Annotated in this window: 15 protein-coding genes; 6 read left to right on the top strand and 9 right to left on the bottom strand. The window is 73.3% G+C overall.

Annotated elements, in window-relative coordinates:
* The coding region (locus KS423_RS20610) for a diacylglycerol kinase family protein (RefSeq protein ID WP_374119993.1) at positions 1 to 1,089 on the bottom strand (1,089 nt) is incomplete at its 3' end.
* Positions 1,090 to 1,243: 154 nt separating this feature from the next.
* On the opposite strand from KS423_RS20610, the gene KS423_RS20605 reads away from it, so the two are divergent.
* Positions 1,244 to 1,867: an exonuclease gene (locus tag KS423_RS20605; protein ID WP_224281035.1), complete on the top strand. Its 624-nt coding sequence runs from the start codon at positions 1,244 to 1,246 to the stop codon at positions 1,865 to 1,867.
* Here KS423_RS20605 and KS423_RS20600 read toward each other — a convergent pair.
* Together KS423_RS20600 and KS423_RS20595 are read right to left on the bottom strand one after the other, a co-directional pair.
* On the bottom strand, positions 1,848 to 2,945 hold the full coding sequence (locus KS423_RS20600; protein WP_224281034.1) for a PP2C family protein-serine/threonine phosphatase: 1,098 nt from the start codon (positions 2,943 to 2,945) through the stop codon (positions 1,848 to 1,850). The genes KS423_RS20605 and KS423_RS20600 overlap by 20 nt on opposite strands.
* A gap of 156 nt (positions 2,946 to 3,101) precedes the next feature.
* A complete protein-coding gene (locus KS423_RS20595; RefSeq protein ID WP_224281033.1) occupies positions 3,102 to 4,319 on the bottom strand; it encodes a cytochrome P450 in 1,218 nt (405 codons plus the stop codon).
* A gap of 192 nt (positions 4,320 to 4,511) precedes the next feature.
* On the opposite strand from KS423_RS20595, the gene KS423_RS20590 reads away from it, so the two are divergent.
* Positions 4,512 to 4,868, top strand: a complete 357-nt coding sequence (locus KS423_RS20590; RefSeq protein ID WP_224281032.1) for an arsenate reductase family protein — start codon at positions 4,512 to 4,514, stop codon at positions 4,866 to 4,868.
* Positions 4,869 to 4,891: 23 nt separating this feature from the next.
* Here KS423_RS20590 and KS423_RS20585 read toward each other — a convergent pair whose 3' ends face one another.
* Positions 4,892 to 5,362, bottom strand: coding sequence for a pyridoxamine 5'-phosphate oxidase family protein (locus KS423_RS20585; RefSeq protein ID WP_224281031.1), 471 nt, complete (start codon positions 5,360 to 5,362; stop codon positions 4,892 to 4,894).
* A gap of 110 nt (positions 5,363 to 5,472) precedes the next feature.
* Here KS423_RS20585 and KS423_RS20580 point away from each other — a divergent pair, with 110 nt between their 5' ends.
* A complete protein-coding gene (locus tag KS423_RS20580) occupies positions 5,473 to 6,021 on the top strand; it encodes a DUF1697 domain-containing protein (RefSeq protein WP_224281030.1) in 549 nt (182 codons plus the stop codon).
* Between the two features lie 195 nt (positions 6,022 to 6,216).
* A complete protein-coding gene (locus KS423_RS20575; protein ID WP_224281029.1) occupies positions 6,217 to 6,780 on the top strand; it encodes a DUF1707 and FHA domain-containing protein in 564 nt (187 codons plus the stop codon).
* 41 nt (positions 6,781 to 6,821) lie between these two features.
* Here the strand turns inward: KS423_RS20575 and KS423_RS20570 are convergent, their stop codons facing one another.
* Positions 6,822 to 7,784 (bottom strand): DUF1152 domain-containing protein, encoded by a 963-nt coding sequence (locus KS423_RS20570; protein WP_224281028.1) that lies wholly within the window; start codon positions 7,782 to 7,784, stop codon positions 6,822 to 6,824.
* Positions 7,785 to 7,866: 82 nt separating this feature from the next.
* Here KS423_RS20570 and KS423_RS20565 point away from each other — a divergent pair, with 82 nt between their 5' ends.
* Positions 7,867 to 8,460, top strand: a complete 594-nt coding sequence (locus KS423_RS20565) for a hypothetical protein (RefSeq protein WP_224281027.1) — start codon at positions 7,867 to 7,869, stop codon at positions 8,458 to 8,460.
* 41 nt (positions 8,461 to 8,501) lie between these two features.
* On the opposite strand, the gene KS423_RS20560 is transcribed toward KS423_RS20565, so the two are convergent.
* From KS423_RS20560 to KS423_RS20550, 3 genes are all read right to left on the bottom strand, one after another.
* A complete protein-coding gene (locus KS423_RS20560) occupies positions 8,502 to 8,903 on the bottom strand; it encodes a hypothetical protein (protein ID WP_224281026.1) in 402 nt (133 codons plus the stop codon).
* Between the two features lie 240 nt (positions 8,904 to 9,143).
* Positions 9,144 to 9,962 carry a hemerythrin domain-containing protein gene (locus KS423_RS20555; protein WP_224281025.1) on the bottom strand — a complete coding sequence of 273 codons (819 nt, stop codon included), beginning with the start codon at positions 9,960 to 9,962 and terminating at the stop codon, positions 9,144 to 9,146.
* 251 nt (positions 9,963 to 10,213) lie between these two features.
* Positions 10,214 to 11,272 (bottom strand): alpha/beta hydrolase-fold protein, encoded by a 1,059-nt coding sequence (locus KS423_RS20550; RefSeq protein ID WP_308020223.1) that lies wholly within the window; start codon positions 11,270 to 11,272, stop codon positions 10,214 to 10,216.
* Between the two features lie 394 nt (positions 11,273 to 11,666).
* Here KS423_RS20550 and KS423_RS20540 point away from each other — a divergent pair, with 394 nt between their 5' ends.
* A complete protein-coding gene (locus tag KS423_RS20540; protein ID WP_224281024.1) occupies positions 11,667 to 12,410 on the top strand; it encodes an SDR family oxidoreductase in 744 nt (247 codons plus the stop codon).
* Between the two features lie 127 nt (positions 12,411 to 12,537).
* On the opposite strand, the gene KS423_RS20535 is transcribed toward KS423_RS20540, so the two are convergent.
* Positions 12,538 to 14,274, bottom strand: coding sequence for a carbohydrate-binding module family 20 domain-containing protein (locus KS423_RS20535; protein WP_224281023.1), 1,737 nt, complete (start codon positions 14,272 to 14,274; stop codon positions 12,538 to 12,540).
* Between the last annotated feature and the right edge of the window lie 360 nt (positions 14,275 to 14,634).

Raw genomic sequence — 14,634 nt, 5'->3', positions numbered from 1 at the left:
GCGCACGGCCAGGTCCGCGGCCTGCGCCGCGCCCTCCACCCGGACGCCCAGCACGCCGAGCCGGCCGCCGTCGAGCCGGGGGCGGCGGCCGGCGATGCCGAGGTCGTCGGTCGAGCCGTACGGGTTGTTGCTGACCAGCAGCGCCTGCTGAGCGGTGAGCGCGGTGGCGTCGACCCGGGCGTCGACGCGCCGCGCGCTCTCACCGACCAGCAGGTCCGGGAGCAGGTTCAGCGCGGTGCCGGCCTTGGCGTCGCGGTACTCGGGGCGCTGCACGACGTCGGCGTACACCCCGAAGGAGACGGTGTTGACGAAGGCCCGGCCCGCGACCTCGCCGAGGTCGACCCGCAGTTCCTCGCCGTCGGTCAGCGCGTCCAGGCAGCGGGAGGGGTCGGCGCGGTCGAGGCCGAGGTCCGCGGCGAAGTGGTTGCGGGTACCGGCGGAGACGACCAGGAACGGCAGGTCGTGCTCGGCGGCGACGGCCGCGACCAGCGCCTGGGTGCCGTCGCCGCCCGCCACGCCGAGCAGGTCCGCGCCCTCGGCCACCGCCGTACGTGCCAGCTCGGCGACATCGGTGGGGACGGACGGGTCGAGCAGGACGACCCGGGCGCCGAGCTCCTCCGCCCGCTCGACCAGCCCGAAGCGGCCGACCTTCCCGTCACCGGACTTCGGGTTCATGATCAGGACCGGCCGCTGCCGCCGGGGCACGGCAGTCGCCCGCATAGGCGGCTCCGGGCGGGCCCGGCGCAGCGCAGCGCGGGCGAGCGCCAACGCGGCGCCCCAGACCAGGACGAGGACCAGGGCCGTCAGCCACAGCCTGTGGCGGGCGAAGACCACCAGCACCGCGGCCGGGGCCGCGATCGCGACGAGCAGCCCGAACACCCGGACCGCGCCCCGGTAGGCCAGGAACCACCAGACGCCGACGGCCGAGACGACCAGTCCGAGCAGCCCCGCCGCGACCACCAGCAGCCCGCCCTCCCCCAGCGCGAACAGCAGCACCCCCACGGCCCCCACCGCCGCCGCCAGGGCGCAGCGCGCGAGCAGCCGCGCTCCGGCTCCCCCGTCGGTGCCCGATGTCCGTGTTCCGTCGATCTCGTCCTCCCGCACCACGCCCTCGGGGCCCGGCTGGGCCCGGTGTCGTTGCCAGCAGCCTGCGCACTCCCGCACCCGACGGCATTCCGACAGGGCCGTCCGGGTGGCGGGTGACCCGGGGAAAAGCGGTTGCCGGGCCGGGTTGGATGGGTGCATGGCGCACAAGGTGAAGGTCACGCCGACGGTGTACGTGTCGGTGGACGTGGAGGCGGACGGACCGATCCCGGGGCCGTACTCGATGGTGAGCTTCGGGGCGGTGGTGGCCGGGTGGCACGACGGGGAGGGGTTCCGGCGGGCGGGCGCGGGTGCGGCGGCGTTCTACCGGGAGCTGCGGCCGATCAGCGCGGAGTACGACCCGGAGGCGCTGGCGGTGTCGGGGCTGGACCGGGCGGCGCTGGAGGCCGGCGGGACCGATCCCGGGGCGGCGATGCGGGAGTTCGGCCGCTGGGTGGAGCGGGCGCGGAGCGGGCCGGGCGGGCGGCGGTACCGGCCGGTGATGGTGGGCTACCCCGCCGTGTACGACTGGCAGTTCCTCTACTGGTACCTGGTGCGGTTCACCGGCTCCAGCCCGTTCGGGCACTCCGGCTGCCTGGACCTGAAGACGCTGTACGCGGCGCGGGCCGGGGTGCCGTTCGCCGGGATCGGGAAGCGCTCGATGCCGCCGGAGCTGCTGCCGGACCTGCCGCACACCCACCACGCGCTCGACGACGCCCGGGAGCAGGCTGAGCTGTTCGCGAACCTGTGGGAGTGGGACGGGGCTACGGGACGTCCGGCGTGAGGGCGAGGACGGCGAGGTCGTCGGCGAGCAGGCCGGCGTACCGGTGGACGTCCTGGGCCAGGAAGGAGACCACCCGGTCGGGGGCGGTGGTGCCGAGGCCGGCGAGCCGGGGGGCCAGCGGGTAGAAGGCGCCGGTGGTGTCACGGGCCTCGCTGACGCCGTCGGTGTAGAGCAGGACGGTGTGGCCCGGGGGCAGCGGGACGGCGATCGCCTTGCTGCGCTCGTCGGCGGGGCCGAGGTGGCCGAGGCCGAGCGGGAGCTCGTCGGCGCAGGACAGCGGGGCTATGCCGCCGCCGCCGAGGAGCAGCGGGGTGGTGTGGCCGCGGTTGACGATCTCCACGCAGTCCGAGCCGGGCCGGTACTGGAGCAGGACGGCGGTGACGAACAGCTCGTCGTCGCCGCGGTCGGCGGCGTCGCGCAGCACCGCGCGGTCCAGCTGGTCGGCGAGTTCGACCAGCCCCGGGGTGTCGTGCGCGGCCGCCCGGAACGCGCCGAGGACGTCGGCGACGGTGCGGACCGCGCCCAGCCCCTTGCCCCGGACGTCGCCTAGCAGCACCCGCACGCCGAAGCGGGTGTCGCACACCTCGTAGAGGTCGCCGCCGACCAGGACGTCGGCCCGGGCCGGGCGGTAGAGGCCGGCCACCCGCAGCCCGCCGGCCCGCTCGGGCACCGGACGCAGCACGGTGCGCTGCAGGGTCTCGGCGACCGTACGGGCCTGGAGCAGGTTGCGGTTCTGCCGGGTGCGCTGCCAGGACAGCGCGGTTCCCATGACGCCGGAGAGCAGGGTGGCGATGTAGACCCAGACGTGGTGCTGCTCGTCCACGTGGCCCGCGCGCAGCGCCAGCGCGAGCTGGAGCGCCAGGGAGCCGGCCGTGGTGACGGCGGTCAGCACCGGGCCGTAGCTGAACGCGGCCACCACGGGCAGCGCGGTCAGCAGGAAGCCGGCGGCGACGGCGTGCGGGACGACGGCCTCGGCGACCAGGTCCAGCACCAGCAGGAGCACCGGGAGCCAGGGCACCCACCGCGGCACCTTGGGCTCCAGCGCCGCGGGGCGCGACGGATGGGGTGCTGTGGGCACGGTGGGACCTCCTGGCAGGCGGCCGTTCCGGGCGATCGGCCCGGATTGGCCGGTTTCATCCCTCCATGTTCCCGCACGGACGGCCCAGTCACGAACAGCCGAACGTCCTGGTCCCCGGGGCCGGAGGAGCCAGTCCCCGGCCCCGGGGGCGGAGCGTCAGCGGACGGTCACCGGCAGGGTCTCGTAGCCGCGCAGCACCAGGCGGTCGCGCCGGGTGGGGACGCCGCCGGGGGCGAGCCGGGGGAAGCGGTCCAGCAGGGCGGGCACCGCGACCTCGGCCTCCAGCCGGGCCAGCTGGGAGCCCAGGCAGAAGTGCGTGCCGCCGCCGAAGCTGAGCGGCTGGCTGTCGGTGCGGGTCGGGTCGAACACCTCGGGGCGCTCGTACCGGGCCGGGTCGTGGTTGGCCGAGCCGATCAGCAGGGTCACCGCGTTGCCGGGCGGGATCGGCAGGCCCTCGATGGCCAGGCCCTCCTCCAGCGCGACCCGCCCGGTGGCCTGGACCGGGGAGTCGAAGCGCAGCACCTCGTCGGTGAACCCGGCCGGGGTGACCGCTCCGCTGCGCAGCCCGGCGGCCGCCTCGGGGTGGCGGAACAGCAGGGCCAGGCCGTTGCCGAGCAGGTTGGTGGTGGTCTCGAAGCCGGCCACCAGCAGCAGCACCAGGTTGGCCAGCAGCTCCTGGGCGGAGAGCCGCTCGTCGTCCGCGGCGGCGATTCGGGCCAGGTCGCTGACCAGGTCGTCCTGCGGACGGGCCAGGCGCTCGGCGGCCAGCTCGGTGAAGTACCGGGCCAGCTCGTCGGCGGCCTCGTCGGCGGCGGTCAGCTCGTCCAGGTCCTGGATGATCTCCAGCGCGACGGTCAGGTCGGAGGCGAGGTCGCGGAAGCGGTAGCGGTCCTGCTCGGGGACACCGAGCAGCTCGCAGATCACCCCGACCGGCAGCCGGAAGGCGAAGGCGTCCATGAAGTCCACCGGCGATCCGTCGGCGCCCTGCTCGGCCATCCCGTCCAGCAGCCGGGCGACCGCCGTCTCCACGGCCGGGCGCAGCGCGGCGACCCGGCGGGCGGTGAACACCGAGGCGATCAGCGAGCGGACCCGGGGCTGGTCGGGGGCGTTGCGCTGGAGGATCGAGCGGCCGAACAGGGCCAGCGAGGAGTGCACCGCGTACTCGGGGGCCAGGCCGGCCATCATCTCGGCGGTCGCGACGCCGAAGGCGGGCGTGCGCAGCACCTTGTTGACCGCCGCGTAGCCGCTCACCACGAACATGCCCTCTCCGGCCGGGGCCACCGGGCCCAGCTCGCGGGCCCTGGCGTACAGCGGGTACGGATCGGTCCTGACCTCCGTGGTCACCAGCTGTTCGATGATCGCCGCGCCGTCCATCCGGCACTCCCCTCCCGAGATCACGCTTCCTGCCCGGTCAACCACCGGTGGGCGCGGCGGAGTTCCCGGACGGATCGAGTCGCGTGCCGGGCGGGGCGGGTACCGGGCGGAGGCAGGTACCGGGCGGGTCCGGTCCGGATCGGGTGCGGCGGGTCCCGGGGCGGGCGGGGACGGCTCGATAGGGTTGCCGGCATGGAGATCTGGATCAACCCGCGGTGCAGCAAGTGCCGGACCGCACTCGGCGAGCTGGACGACGCCGGAGTCGAGTACACCGTGCGGCGCTACCTGGAGGAGCCGCCGACCGTGGCCGAGCTGGCTCAGGTGCTGGAGCGCCTGGGCCTGGAGCCGTGGGACATCACCCGCACCGACGAACAGGCCGCGAAGGACCTGGGGATGAAGGACTGGCCGCGGGAGGCGGGTGAGCGGGAGCGCTGGATCGCGGCGATGGCCGAGCACCCGATCCTGATCCAGCGCCCGATCATCACCGCGGACGACGGGCACGCCGTCGTGGCCCGCACCCCCGAGGCTCTCAAGTCCGTTCTGCCGTAAGGCCCGCGAGCCGCTCGGGCCGGTCAGTGGAGCCGGATCTTCTCCACCGGCCGGCCCGGGTGCCAGTTGTGGACGACCAGGTGGTCGCCCTCCAGGGCGGTGTGCACCACCTGGTCGAGCTCCAGCCGGAACGCGTGGAACGGGGTGGGCGGCGGCTCGGGAAGATCGGCGGCGAAGGCGTCGAGTTCGGTCTCGTCGGTGATCTCCACCGCCCGGCCGGAGACCTTGGAGTCCCCGCCCGCCATGGTCTCGTCCCCCGGGTGCGCGTGCAGGGCGAAGCGGGCGTCGCGCTGGAGGTCACGCGCCTTGACCGCGCCGTACATCGACCCGATCCAGAGGTCGGCGCCGACGAAGTCGACCTCCGTCCCGCTCACCCGGGGCGATCCGTCCTTGCGCAGCGTCGCCAGGACATGGTGCTTGTTCGCCTCGAACCGGGCCCGGACCAGGGGCGCCAGATCGGGGGCCTCGTGCTCGAAGTCCTGCCAGGTGGCCATGGCGCCAGTCTGGCACCCGGCACCGACAACCGCCGTACGCGGACGGGCGGGACGACCGGGCGGACGAGGAGCACCGGACCGCTGTCGGTGGCCGGTGCGACACTGGCGGGGTGACCACCACGACCACGTACATCGCCTTCCTGCGGGCCGTCAACGTCGGCGGCCGGACGGTGAGGATGGAGCGGCTGCGGGCGCTCTTCGCCGAGCTCGGGCTGGGGAACGTCCGCTCCTACATCCAGAGCGGCAACGTCTTCTTCACCACCGACGAGCCGGACCGCGCGGCACTGACCCGGCGGATCGAGGAGCACCTGGAGCAGTCGCTCGGGTACCCGGTGCCGGCGCTGCTGCGCACGGTGGACGAGGTGGCCGACCTGCTCGCCGCCGAACCGTTCCGGGGCGTCGAGGTGACGCCGGACGTCCGGCTCGTCGTCGCCTTCCTCTCCGAGCCGCTGCCGGCCGAGCTGTCCTTCCCCCACCGCTCGCCGAAGGGCGACGTCGAGGTGCTCGGCGCCGGTCCGGGGGCGGCGTACGTCGTGATCCACCTCCAGGACGGCAAGTGGGTCACCAAGGAGATGTTCGGCAAGGCCTACCGGGGCGCGGTCACCTCCCGCTTCCTGCACACCACGGAGAAGATCCTGGCGGCCGCCCGCAGGGCCTGACGGTCCGTACCGCACTCCGGCACGGGCCGGACGGCATCCTGGACCGGCCGGACGGCACCCCGGGCCGAACCGGGCCGCACGACCGGAACGCGCGGAACCGCCCGGCCGGTAAGGGCGTCTGGACTGCCGTGACGTACGAACCCCGCGCACGGCGTGATCTGGACAGCCGGAGTCGGCCGCGCCGACAATTTGGCCATGACGCCTCCTGAGCTCCCCACCGGCGCAGCCGGGCCGACCGGCGCGGTCCGGCCCTCCGACGCCGAACGGGAGCAGGCGCTCGGGGCGCTACGGGACGGCGCGGGCAGCGGGAGGCTCTCGCACGACACCTTCCTCGGACGGATGGACATCGTCCTGCACGCCACCAGCCGTGGCGAGTTGGACGCGGCGGTGGCCGGGCTGCCGACCGGCGGGCCGGTCGAGCGCTTCGTGCTGCGCACGGTCGGCCGGGTGTCCGCCTTCGGCGACCGGTTGGGCCGGGCCTGGCGCACCGAGCGGCTGCCGGGGCTGAGCCTGCCGCAGGCCGGGGCCGGGCAGTTGACGATCGGCCGGCTCCCCGGCTCGGGGCTGCGGCTGCACGACGCCTCGGTGTCCCGGCACCACGCCGAACTGCGGCACGAGCAGGGCGGCTGGGTGCTGTACGACCTCGGCTCGACCAACGGCACGCACGTGAACGGGCGCCGGATAGCGGGCGGCGTACGGGTCCGGCCGGGCGACCAGGTGCGGTTCGGGAACCTGGAGTTCCGGCTCGCCGCGTTCTGAGCGGACCCACCCCCGCCCGGCCCGGGTGTCCGTGTCCCGGGTCAGTGCGGGAACTGCCGGGGCGGCCGCTGACGGGGCAGCTCGTCCTGGAACTCCGCGATGACGGTGGCGATCTGGCGGGTCAACACGGTCTGCTCCAGGCGGTCCAGGTACCGGTGCTCGGCGACCAGCGCATCGACCGTGACGCCGAAGTAGAGCGTCATCAGCGGATTGACGAAGAGCTGCTCGCCCTTGGTCCGCTCGGTGAATCGGACGTCACCGAACTCACCGCGCAGCGCCGCCGCCACCGAGCCGTTCACGATGCTGGGGTGTTCCGGGAAGGCGGCCCGGGCGTGCTCGACGGCGTCCAGGTACAGCACCCCCTCCCGGCTGTCGCGCGGGATGGAGAAGGCCCCGAGGTAGCCTCCGGCCCGGTCGAGCGCGGCGAGGTTCTCCAGCACCAGGGAGTGGTTGACGCCGTGGTGGGCGTCGATGCCGAAGCCGAGGCAGGCGACCAGCCGCTCGGGCACCTCGGACAGGCCGGCCACCGCGGCCAGGCTCGCCATGTCCTCCTCCGGGGTGCCGAGCCCGGCCTCGTCGCCGCGCATCAGGATGTCGGTGCCGCCGTCCACCAGCAGGATCGCGTCCACGCCCAGGCGTCCGACCAGCGCGCGGTAGGCCTCGCGCAGCGGCTGCACGCCGACCGTCGGGAAGGCCCACACGGTGTCGGGCATCCCGTGCCGGTTCAGCCAGCGGGCCAGGGTGCGCTCCGGGAAGTAGCCCTCGGGGGCGGCGGTGTCCGGTCCGATCCGGGCCACGTCGGGCTCCGCCCAGACTTCGAGGGGCAGGCCGTAGAGGTGGGTGAAGGAGAGGTTGGCCAGGTGCACCTCCTTGCCGGCGGCCCGCAGGGCGAGGGCGATCGGCAGCCCGGCGTACACGTCGAAGCCGCCGCCGGCCCCGGCGACCAGGATGCGCTCGGCGGCCAGCAGCCGGGTGATCAGCGGTGGTTGCAGCAGAGAAGTCACCGGCGGACGGTAGCACCGGGCGGGCCGGCCCCCGCCGGCCGCTGTCACTCTCACTGTCAGTGGCGGGTGCGAGGATGCGGGCATGACCGAGGAGACGGTTCCCACCCCCGACGTGCTGCGCGAAGTCCAGGAGCGGGCCCGCGAGTTGATCCGGTGCGGCTTCCAGGAGCCGGACGAGATAGCCGAGTCCCTGGTCGAGGTCCTCGACGACCAGGGGCTGACACAGGAGGAGGCGGAGCGGATCGTCGCTCCGCTGTGGACCGAGCGGCTGGCCGAGCAGGCGGCCTGGCCGGAGACCACCGACGTGGACCGGCTGGCGGACGCCTTCGACGCGCTGGAGGACCAGGGCATCGTCGCGGCGATGGACTTCACCTGCTGCGCGGGCTGCGGCTATGCGGAGATCGGCGGCGAGGCCGGGGAGGATTCGGTCGGCTTCGTCTTCTTCCACCAGCAGGACACCGAGGCGGCGGCCGCCGGACGGGGGCTGATGCTGCGCTACGGAGGGTTCCGCGCCGGGGAGGAGACGGCGGAGGTCTCGGAGCGCCGGACGGTGGAGGTCGGGCGGGCGGTGGTCGCCGCGCTGGAGGCGGTCGGGCTCCCGACGGAGTGGGACGGCTCGCCGCACACGGCGATCCGGGTCGCCCCGCTGGAGTGGCTCAACCGCCTGACGGAGTAGGCGCCGGGGAGCGCGTCCTCCTGCCGGGGCCGCCGGGGCGGTCAGTCCCGCTCGACGTGCGCCTCGACGTAGTGGCGCTTCTTCTCCGTCTCGCGCAGGGTGACCCTGACGCTGCCGACGGAGGTCTCGGAGTTCTTGGTGACGGTCTTCTTGGTGTCGCCGATGGTCACCTCGGCCGAGTTGTCGGTGATGTGGCCGACGGTCATGCTCATCGATTTGTCGCCGCCGAAGACCTTGACGGTCTTGGAGTCGTCGTCACCGTCGGTCGTGACGGTGACGGTGCACTTGTGGTCGTCCAGGCAGAGTGCCACGGTGCCCTCACAAGCGGTCAGTCCGGCGCCGAGCATCAGGACGGCGCCGGCGGCGAGGAGCGCCGGGCCGCGCCGGAAGCGGGTCCGGAGGCGGGTGCGGTGCGGGTTGGGGGTGCTGCGCGCTGTGGTCATGCCGTCGACGGTAGTACGGCGGGCACGGCCCGTCATCAACCGCCAGCGTGATGCCTGCCCTGGCACGGCCCGGAGCGGCCGGGGCGGCCCGACCCTGAGAGCGATGGGTCGAATCCCCTAGGGGATGTGAACAGTTGACTGTCCGTCCGAATTCTACAGACGATCCGGCATATGCCGGAGGCCCGTACCGGAGGCTCATACCACGCGCGTAGATCCACGGCCCGCAAAAGCGCCCCGGAGTCAGTCGGCGATGCTCCCCAGGCCGCCGAAGCCGAGGCCCGTTCCGGTGCCGGCGGCCGGACCGTCCGCCGGGCCCCACAGCGGCGAGGTGCAGCGCTGGTAGGTCGCGTGCCAGTGCGGCCAGTTGCGGGCCACGTCGTCGTCGCACTCGGCCAGCAGCCGCTCGACCAGCGCGGGCTCCACGCCCTCCAGCAGCCAGGCCAGCGCGTCCGCCATGCCCGGGCCGTCGGCCAGGCGCAGCAGGTCCAGCAGCTCGCCCAGCCCGCCGAGCCGGGAGCCCTCGGCGATCACCCGCTCCATCCGGGGCAGCAGCTGCCGCTCCTCGATCCGCAGGTGGGTCTCCAGCCGGGCCGCCAGGTCCTCCATCGCGTACGCGACCGGCCAGGCGCTGCCGGTGTCCCGGCTGGCGATCCGCACCAGCGTGGTGACCCGGGTGAAGGAGTGGTCCAGGTTGTGGTGGTCGTCCTCCAGCCAGTTGAGCAGCAGCCGCAGCTCGGGCGCGAAGCGGCGCACGATCGGCCAGAGCCGGGTGTCCTGCTGCTCGTGGTGGCAGGTGAGCATCGCGGTCATGAAGTTCCAGTGCCGCAGCAGCGCCTCGCCCTTGTGGTCCTCGTCGGGCTGGAGCAGCCGCAGCGCGTTGGGCAGCCGGGCGAGGTCCCGGCGCATCGCGGCGTGGACCAGGCGCAGGCCGGCGAACCGCAGGGTGACCGGCTCGTCGTCCGTGGCCCGGCCGTACGCGTCCGCGCCCGGCGAGTCGGCTCCGGGCCGGCCCTGCGCGGGCACGGTGAGGGTGGACGGGGACACCAGGTGGATCGGCATGGCACTCTCTTCAAGGCTTGGGGCACGGTGGGTGGTGGCGGCCAGTGAGGACCGCCCCAGCCAAGGTGCTCGCAGCTCATCAGAAGCGAATCAATGTCCGATTGACGCGCAGGTCACGGGCCTGCGGACGGGCGCCGGAACTGCGCGGAGACCACCGGCGGCCCGCCGGAAGGGCACCGGAAAAACAGGACCGCCGGTGCCGGGAGCGCGAACGCGTCCTGGCACCGGCGGTGCGGGTGGGAGCAGGGGCCTCAGTCGGCCGCCGGCCCCGCCAGGTGAGCGGTGAGCCACACCAGGGTGTCCGGGATCATCTTCTTGAAGTCCGAGGTCAGGTGCTTGCCGCCGGGCTGCTCGTGGTACTCGAGGCTCACCGGCGGCACCGCCTTGGCCACCCAGTCCTTGACCACCTTGGTCTCGTACGGGTTGGCGCCGCCCGCGGTGACCAGCATGCTCACGTCGGCCTTGCCCTGGGTGACCAGCACGTTCGGGTTGTTGGCCTCGCGCTCGGCCTCGTGGCCCTTCCACAGCAGCGAGTCCGGTATGAAGTAGCCGTCGATCGGCACCGCCGCCTTGTAGACCTGCGGGTACTGGAGGGCGAGCTTGGCGCTGCAGAAGCCGCCGGTGGAGGCGCCCATCACGCCCCAGCCGTCGCGGCCCTTCACGGTCCGGAAGTTGGCGCGGACGAAGTCCGGGATGTCCTCGGCCATCCAGGTGCCCATCTTGGGCTGGCCCGGGATGTCGGAGCAGTCCAGCGCGTTCTTCTCGTCGCTGTTGAAGTTCTGCACGGGCATGATCATGATGAACGGATGGGACTTGCCCTCCTTGACCAGCCGCTCGTTCTCCTCCTGGATCGGCAGCTGGTTGTCGGTCCAGGTGTTGTAGCCGTTGCTCTGGCCGCCGGCGAAGAGGGTGAGCACCGGGAAGCCGGTCTTGGCGAACTTGGGGTCGTTGTACTCGGGCGGCAGCCAGACCCAGACCTGGCCCGTGACGCCGGACTTCGCGCCGGTCACCTTGGTCATCATGATCGGGCCGGCACCGGTGTCCCGGACCTTGTTGAGGCCGGCGGCGGGCCCGGTGGGCATCAGCACCTTTCCGGCGGCGGCCGTGGTGGCACCGGCGGTCGCGCCCGGGGTGGTGCCGGTGGCGCTCGGGCTGCCCGCCGAGCTGCTGCTGCCGGCCGGGGTGGCGTTCGCCGTGGCGCTGCCCCCCTTCCCACCGCCGGAACTCCCGCAGGCCGCGAGCGAGGCGGCCAGGGCGAGCACGGCGGCGCCGGACAGGACGGCGCGGGAACGGGACGACTGCCTAAGCACGGTGAGGACTCTCCGACCGATGTCGCGCCCGGTCCGTCTGACCGGGCGGCGGCCCCCCGGTGGGGCCGGACAGGCCCGGGGCACAGCGTTGGAGCGTCCCCCGGAGTGATGGCGCGCCGCCCCTCGCGGGGGTGCGCCTTCCTGCGATCTTATGACGTGGGCCGGGGTGGGCCGGTTGCGAGGTGACCGCTGGAAATCCAATGTTTGCTCGCGATCGGGTCAAGGCCTTCACCGCTCCCCCCGAACGGCGGGGGCCGGATGGCGGGGGCGGCCGCCGGACTCCCGCCGAGCCGTCCGGATTTCGGCGTTTTGACCAGTGACGGCGGCCCGCCGATCCACGACGATCACGAGGTACGCCCAGGGCCGACCGGGAACAGCCATCGAGGAGGGTGCCATGAACGAGCGGATCGCCGTCGTCACCGGAGCCGGGAGCGGCGTCGGCCGGGCCGTGGCGGTCGAACTGGCCGCGGCCGGCTGGCGGACGGTACTGGCCGGCCGGCGGGCCGGGCCGCTGCGGGAGACCGCCCGGCTCTGCGCCGCCCCGGCCGACGTGGTGCCGACCGACGTCACCGACCCGGCCTCGGTGGACGCGCTGTTCGCCGCGGCCACCGAGCACCACGGCCGGGTGGACCTGCTGTTCAACAACGCCGGCACCTTCGGCCCGGCCGTCCCGGTGGAGGAGCTGACGGTCGAGGACTGGCGGGCCGTGGTCGACCTCAACCTGACCGGCGCCTTCCTCTGCGCCCGGGCCGCGTTCCGGCAGATGAAGGCGCAGGACCCGCAGGGCGGCCGGATCATCAACAACGGCTCGATCTCCGCACACGTCCCGCGCCCGAACTCGATCGCCTACACCGCGACCAAGCACGCCGTCACCGGCCTGACCAAGTCGCTGTCGCTGGACGGCCGCCCGCACCGGATCGCCTGCGGGCAGATCGACATCGGCAACGCGGCGACCGACATGACGGCGGCGATGGGCACGGGCGTGCGGCAGGCGGACGGCCGGATCGCCCCCGAGCCGACCATGGACGTGGCCGACGTGGCACGCACCGTGCGGCACATGGCCGGTCTGCCGCTGGAGGCCAACGTGCAGTTCGCCACCGTGATGGCGACGGCCATGCCGTACATCGGCCGGGGGTGACGGACGGACCGTCACCCCTCGGGCGAGTGCCGACGGCGCAGCGCCCCGCCGCCCTCGTCCGGCCGGTGGACGCCGGTGGACGCCGCGGTGTCCGGCCGGGCGATCCGGCCGGACCCGGGACCACGGCTCACGGCCGCCAGGTGTCGTTCGACGTGACGGTCCCGCCCGAGGGCACCGTCGCCGTCCGGTTGGCGCCGGACTCCCAGGTCACCGCACCGCTCGCGTCCTTGCGGACGTACTTGTACTGGAAGGACGTGCCGGCCGGCAGCGACAGCGCCAGCGACCAGACCGGGTAGCCGGCCGAGGAGAGCGGCAGCGCCTTCGCCGGGTCCCAGCCGCCGAGCGCCGTGACGTCGCCGACCACGTAGAGGTTCTGACCGTACGAGGTGGTGGCGTTGACGTTGAACGAGGCGCCGGAGACGCTCGCGCCGGACTGGACGTACAGCGCGACCGCGTCGCCCGCGCCGACCGTCGCGGTGAACTGCCCGTTGGCGCCCACCTGGTACGTCGGGCCGGTGCAGCCGCCGCCCGGCTGCGGGTCGCCGTGCTGGACGTCGCAGTAGGTGCCGGCCGGCAGACCGGTCTGGAAGGTCCGGGTGATCGCGCCGCTCTCGTGGTTGATCGCGACGTAGCCCCTGTTGCCGCGGCCGAAGGCGATCGCGTTGTTTCCGTTGGACCACCAGTCGGTCACCCCGGTGCCCGCCACCGCGTTGCGGAAGCCGACCATGTTGGCGACCTGCCGCCAGGCGTGGGTGCAGTTCCAGCCGTCCTGGTAGCAGGCGTTGACGGTGCCGCCGTTCGGCGGGCCGTCGTCCTTGTTGGTGAAGGAGTAGCCGGAGTAGACGTTGGGGGCGCCGTACGGCGAGGCCAGCAGGAAGACGTTGGCCAGCGTGTAGGTGTTGCCGTAGGTGTAGTTGAGGGTGGAGCCGTTGCGCTCGGTGTCCCAGTTGTCGACGAAGCCGCGCGCCTGGCCGCTCGGCAGGTAGCCCCAGGAGGCGCCCCAGCCGCTGAGGTTGGCGAGCTTGTCGGTGGTGAACATCCGCTTGAGGTCGGTGCCGACCCGGAACTCGTCCAGGTCGCCGGTGCCGGTGTACTCGGCCGGCTGGATCGGCTCGCCGGCGCCGTAGATGACCTCCTGGACCCAGTAGGCCTTGGGGTTGGCCATCTTGGCCTTGACCGCCGCGAGGTCGGCGGCGGCGATGTGCTTGGCGGCGTCGACCCGGTAGCCGTCGACGCCGAGCGAGGCCAGGTCGTCCAGGTAGTGCGCGATGGTGGTCTGGACGTACGTGCTGCCGGTGTCCAGGTCGGAGAGGCCCTCCAGCTCGCAGTTCTGGACGTTGGTGCGGTCCTGGTAGTTGGTGATCGGCTGGCGGCAGGAGTGGAAGTCCTGGCTCTGGTACGTGCCGGGGTAGTCGTACTTGGTGTACGCGGTGCCGCCGGTGCCGGTGCCCGAGCCCGCCGACATGTGGTTGACCACCGCGTCGGCGATCACCTTGACCCCGGCCGCGTGGCAGGCGGCGACCATGTTCCTGAAGGACGTGCGGTCGCCGAGCCGTCCGGCGATCTTGTAGCTGACCGGCTGGTAGGAGGTCCACCACTGCGAACCCTGGATGTGCTCCTGCGGCGGGGAGACCTCGACGAAGCCGTAGCCCTTGGGGCCGAGGGTGGAGGTGCAGGCCTGGGCGACGGAGTCGAAGCGCCACTCGAAGAGGGTGGCGGTGACGTCCTTGCCGTTGTTCGCGGGCGGGGCGGCCTGGGCGGCGGGGGCACCGAGGGAGGTGCCGAGCGAGAGCGCGAGCGCCGCCGAGGCGGCGAGCGCACCGGCCGCGCGGGCGGGCCGGCGGGTGGGGGCGGTGGTGACCACGTCGTCTCCTGGGGGTGGCTGGGGTGGGACAGCCGGAGGTGAAGCCTGCAGGAAGTTTCTGTAACTTGCCGGAAACTTGCAGCGCTGAACCTAGAGGCGCCCACAGGGGCCGTCAAGACCTTGCCCAAAACCGAGAAGGTGCGGCTCAAGTCCCAGGAGATTCGTTCCTGCATCCGTGCCGTCAGAGCCGGGCGGCCACAGGCCCGGAGGACACGACAAGGGCCCGGCAGCCGTAGCCACCGGGCCCCTCACCTGTCCTGGTTCACCGGCCCCTCAGGAGCCGGACCGGGCTCAGCCGGTCTGGACGGAGGTGTCGTCGATCACGAAGCTCGTCTGGAGCGAGGAGTCCTCGGTCCCGGT

Origin of the sequence: Streptomyces sp. LS1784 (genome assembly GCF_020103755.1) — a bacterium.
Classification (GTDB): Bacteria; Actinomycetota; Actinomycetes; order Streptomycetales; family Streptomycetaceae; genus Kitasatospora.
This window is presented reverse-complemented; position numbering and strand designations above follow the sequence as displayed.

What these genes read in the sequence shown, in the direction of transcription:
- KS423_RS20605 (WP_224281035.1), top strand. Translation starts at nt 1,244, where the DNA reads ATGGCGCACAAGGTGAAGGTCACGCCGACGGTGTACGTGTCGGTGGAC.
- KS423_RS20595 (WP_224281033.1), bottom strand. Translation starts at nt 4,319, where the DNA reads ATGGACGGCGCGGCGATCATCGAACAGCTGGTGACCACGGAGGTCAGG.
- KS423_RS20590 (WP_224281032.1), top strand. Translation starts at nt 4,512, where the DNA reads ATGGAGATCTGGATCAACCCGCGGTGCAGCAAGTGCCGGACCGCACTC.
- KS423_RS20585 (WP_224281031.1), bottom strand. Translation starts at nt 5,362, where the DNA reads ATGGCCACCTGGCAGGACTTCGAGCACGAGGCCCCCGATCTGGCGCCC.
- KS423_RS20575 (WP_224281029.1), top strand. Translation starts at nt 6,217, where the DNA reads ATGACGCCTCCTGAGCTCCCCACCGGCGCAGCCGGGCCGACCGGCGCG.
- KS423_RS20565 (WP_224281027.1), top strand. Translation starts at nt 7,867, where the DNA reads ATGACCGAGGAGACGGTTCCCACCCCCGACGTGCTGCGCGAAGTCCAG.
- KS423_RS20560 (WP_224281026.1), bottom strand. Translation starts at nt 8,903, where the DNA reads ATGACCACAGCGCGCAGCACCCCCAACCCGCACCGCACCCGCCTCCGG.
- KS423_RS20555 (WP_224281025.1), bottom strand. Translation starts at nt 9,962, where the DNA reads ATGCCGATCCACCTGGTGTCCCCGTCCACCCTCACCGTGCCCGCGCAG.
- KS423_RS20540 (WP_224281024.1), top strand. Translation starts at nt 11,667, where the DNA reads ATGAACGAGCGGATCGCCGTCGTCACCGGAGCCGGGAGCGGCGTCGGC.